This is a genomic window from Hominisplanchenecus faecis, assembly GCF_020687205.1.
In the GTDB taxonomy this organism is placed as follows: Bacteria; Bacillota; Clostridia; order Lachnospirales; family Lachnospiraceae; genus Hominisplanchenecus; species Hominisplanchenecus faecis.
In genome coordinates, this window is sequence record NZ_JAJEQE010000088.1 from 1 (window position 1) to 3,251 (window position 3,251).

5 protein-coding genes are annotated in these 3,251 nt (G+C 35.4%); 3 read left to right on the plus strand and 2 right to left on the minus strand.

Annotation, left to right across the window (positions count from 1 at the left end):
* Nucleotides 1-88: 88 nt before the first annotated feature.
* Entirely contained in the window at nucleotides 89-421 is a 333-nt protein-coding gene (locus LKD42_RS14815) for a winged helix-turn-helix transcriptional regulator (protein WP_008373705.1), read from the minus strand.
* Between the two features lie 140 nt (nucleotides 422-561).
* Here LKD42_RS14815 and LKD42_RS14820 point away from each other — a divergent pair, with 140 nt between their 5' ends.
* Nucleotides 562-915 (plus strand): cupin domain-containing protein, encoded by a 354-nt coding sequence (locus tag LKD42_RS14820; protein WP_004614173.1) that lies wholly within the window; start codon nucleotides 562-564, stop codon nucleotides 913-915.
* 106 nt (nucleotides 916-1,021) lie between these two features.
* On the opposite strand, the gene LKD42_RS14825 is transcribed toward LKD42_RS14820, so the two are convergent.
* Complete coding sequence (locus tag LKD42_RS14825) at nucleotides 1,022-1,168, minus strand: hypothetical protein (protein ID WP_178089301.1); 147 nt, start codon at nucleotides 1,166-1,168, stop codon at nucleotides 1,022-1,024.
* 286 nt (nucleotides 1,169-1,454) lie between these two features.
* Between LKD42_RS14825 and LKD42_RS14830 the strand changes: the two genes are divergently transcribed.
* Together LKD42_RS14830 and LKD42_RS14835 are read left to right on the plus strand one after the other, a co-directional pair.
* Nucleotides 1,455-1,850, plus strand: coding sequence for a TnpV protein (locus tag LKD42_RS14830; RefSeq protein WP_248836143.1), 396 nt, complete (start codon nucleotides 1,455-1,457; stop codon nucleotides 1,848-1,850).
* Between the two features lie 221 nt (nucleotides 1,851-2,071).
* Nucleotides 2,072-2,986, plus strand: a complete 915-nt coding sequence (locus LKD42_RS14835; RefSeq protein ID WP_070088321.1) for an ABC transporter ATP-binding protein — start codon at nucleotides 2,072-2,074, stop codon at nucleotides 2,984-2,986.
* The last annotated feature ends 265 nt before the right edge of the window (nucleotides 2,987-3,251 follow it).

The window sequence follows — 3,251 nt, forward strand, 5'->3', positions numbered from 1 at the left end:
TATACTATAATTTCTGATTTTTGGCTACCTTAACCCACCGTCTAAAGCCAGTGGGATTGCGGTAGCCTTATTTCAAATACTAACGTCCTTAATTCTGTTCAATAATTGATTTATAGTAGTTACCAAAGTCAGCAAGTGAATTAACAATTGGAAGCATTTTTGTTCCGAGTTCCGTTAAGCCGTATTCAACTCTCGGTGGCTGCTCATGGTAATCGTGGCGATATGCCAGCCCATCACTCATCATTTGTCTTAAACTATCTGTCAAAACCTTTTGTGAAATACCATCTATACTTCGTTGTAGCTCATTAAATCTCCATGGACGCTCTTTTAAGTTACGCAAAATCAGCAGTTTCCATTTTCCTCCGATAAGAGATACTGCTGTTGCAACTGGGCATTCCGGTAATTCTTCTTTTGCTCGCATAATTCTCACCTCCGAGTCTATTGTAACACATTCATTTTTAAGTGTACAGTTACAAAAAGGTGCGTACTTGTTTTTGTATGTGTCTCACATTATACTAATACCAAGCAACCAGAAACTACAAATTAACTATGGAGGTTATTATGGCAAATTACACAAAAACGACTATTGGAAAGGAAAACCGAATTGAGCTGCATGAAAAGTTGTCTTTAACAGGTGCAGAAATCAGTTTAAACGAACTACCTGCAGGAGCAAATGTACCATTTGTTCATTCTCATAAAGAAAATGAAGAAATCTATGGAATTCTTTCAGGTAACGGCAAAGCCATAATTGATGGAGAAGAAATTAGCCTTTCAACTGGAGACTGGCTAAAAATCGCACCTGCTGCAAAGCGTCAGTTTTTTGCATCCGATATTTCTGGAATTACTTATATCTGCATTCAGGTAAAAGAAAATTCTCTGGAACATTTTACAGCAGAGGATGCCGTAATCGGCTAATTAAAAGTATTTATTTACAAAAATGCACAGTTCACGATAAGCTAAGAACTGTGCATTTCTTTTTTGTTCAATATTACGTTTTCTCAATTTTTCAAACAAGAAGTTATCAGTGATTATCTTTTAGAAAACATCCAACTACAGCGATGCCAAATCCAAGAACACCTAGGACATATCCCCCAAAATTATTTGTTGTCACAGCAATTCCTAAAGGTATTATTGCAATCCCCAATAACTCAATCTTAATTCCTTTCATCGCAAATACCTTCGTTACAAACTGGAATTTGAAAACCATAAAATTATGAGTGATTATTGCTCTCCATAGGTTATCAATAAAATCCTCCAAAAGCCTTGAAAATAAAGGATTTATCGCAATGTGTTCGCCTTATCCTTTTATATGATTTCACACAAGTTTACTCTTTCCCTGCCTACTTATAAGGGCAAAATCAAGGGCAAGAAAATCTCATAACAAGATATAACAGAGTGTGGCAATCGGAGAACTATGACATATGTGCAAATATATTATAATGGAGGATTTTTTAATGGACAAGTATATTTATGATGAAAGCAATGGTCTTTGGTATGAATTGCAGGGGGATTATTATATTCCTTGCCTTATTTCACCAACCGAAAAAGAACACAAGCCTATCAGCTTATGGGGGCAGCGACACAAACGCTATTTACAGGAACATAAACGGGCAGTTTACATCACGTTTCTCACAAGCGGAAAATTAAACTGTTACCTTACTGATATTGACGAACAGGCAACGGAAATGATATTTCGATTGGTCGAGCAAATGGCTGACAAGGAGGGCGTGACCGAACAACTTAAAGTAGAAAAACCGATGTTGTGGGTTGGTCGAATGAATGAGATACAGACAAGAGCACGAGAAATTGTATATGCCGATATTATCTATAAGCAAAAATATAATATATAGAATATTAAAATTGTGGCGGTCAAAAATTAAAACTTTGCCTGCCACAATTATGATTCGATGTGTTCTCTTTCATAATGACTTTGGTAATTCATTATGCTATAATAAATTTAATTTACAGTATCGTGCTGCATCTACTAATTTGGAGTTCGATTAGAACAGGAAAAGATTATATTGATTGCTCTCTATGCGAGATAAAAACCGATTATACAGGGGGAAATTGAATGAGCAATATTATTCAAATCAATAATCTTAATAAAAGTTTTGGAAGTGTAAACGCTGTTCAGAATTTGAGTTTTCGTGTAAAAAAAGGAGAGTTGTTTGCCTTTCTTGGTATCAATGGGGCAGGAAAATCAACTACAATCAATATTATGTGTGGACAACTATCGAAAGATAGTGGAAGCGTTTTTATTGATAAACACGATTTAGATAAGGATATGGACTATATTAAGCGTGAACTGGGTGTAGTTTTTCAATCATCTGTCTTGGATTCTGCCCTTTCTGTTTATGATAATTTGGAAAGTCGTGCCGCTTTATATGGCATTACTGGAATGGAGTTTAAGAAACGACTTGAGGAATTGGCGAAAATATTAGATTTTGAAAACTTATTGAAACGCACCGTTGGTAAATTATCAGGAGGACAACGCCGAAGAATTGATATTGCAAGGGCTTTGTTTCATAAGCCTAAAATCCTTATTCTTGATGAGCCGACAACAGGGCTTGATCCACAGACACGCCGACTTATTTGGAATGTTATATCAAGTTTTCGCAAAGATGAAAATATGACTGTATTTTTAACTACGCACTATATGGAAGAAGCTGCGGAAGCTGATTATGTTGTAATCATTGATGATGGGAAAATATCCGCAGAGGGTACTCCGCTTGAATTAAAAAATATTTATACTGGGGATTACATCACAATTTATGATGTGGATGAAAAGGATATTAAAGCACTTGATGTGGAATATGAGCAAATCCGAAACGGTTATCGCCTTTCTGTACCGAATACAAAGGCTGCAACTGAATTGATTATTCGTAATCCACAGTTGTTTAATGATTACGAAATAACAAAAGGAAAAATGGACGATGTTTTTCTTGCTGTTACGGGCAAAACATTGGTGGGAGGTGCAGAAAAATGAGTATGGCTTTCATTCTTATCAAAAGAAATATCAAATTGTTTTTCAAAGATAAGGGAATGTTCTTTACCTCTTTGATAACGCCTGCTATATTGCTTGTACTTTATGTGACTTTTCTTGGGAATGTGTATCGGGATAGTTTTACATCTAATTTACCTAATTCATTAAAACTATCAGAAAGCATAATAGAGGAGCCTGTGAAAAAAACTCTGTAAATTCAACACAACAAAGGTCTTCTATGATAAAATATTAAAATCATAGGAGGCCT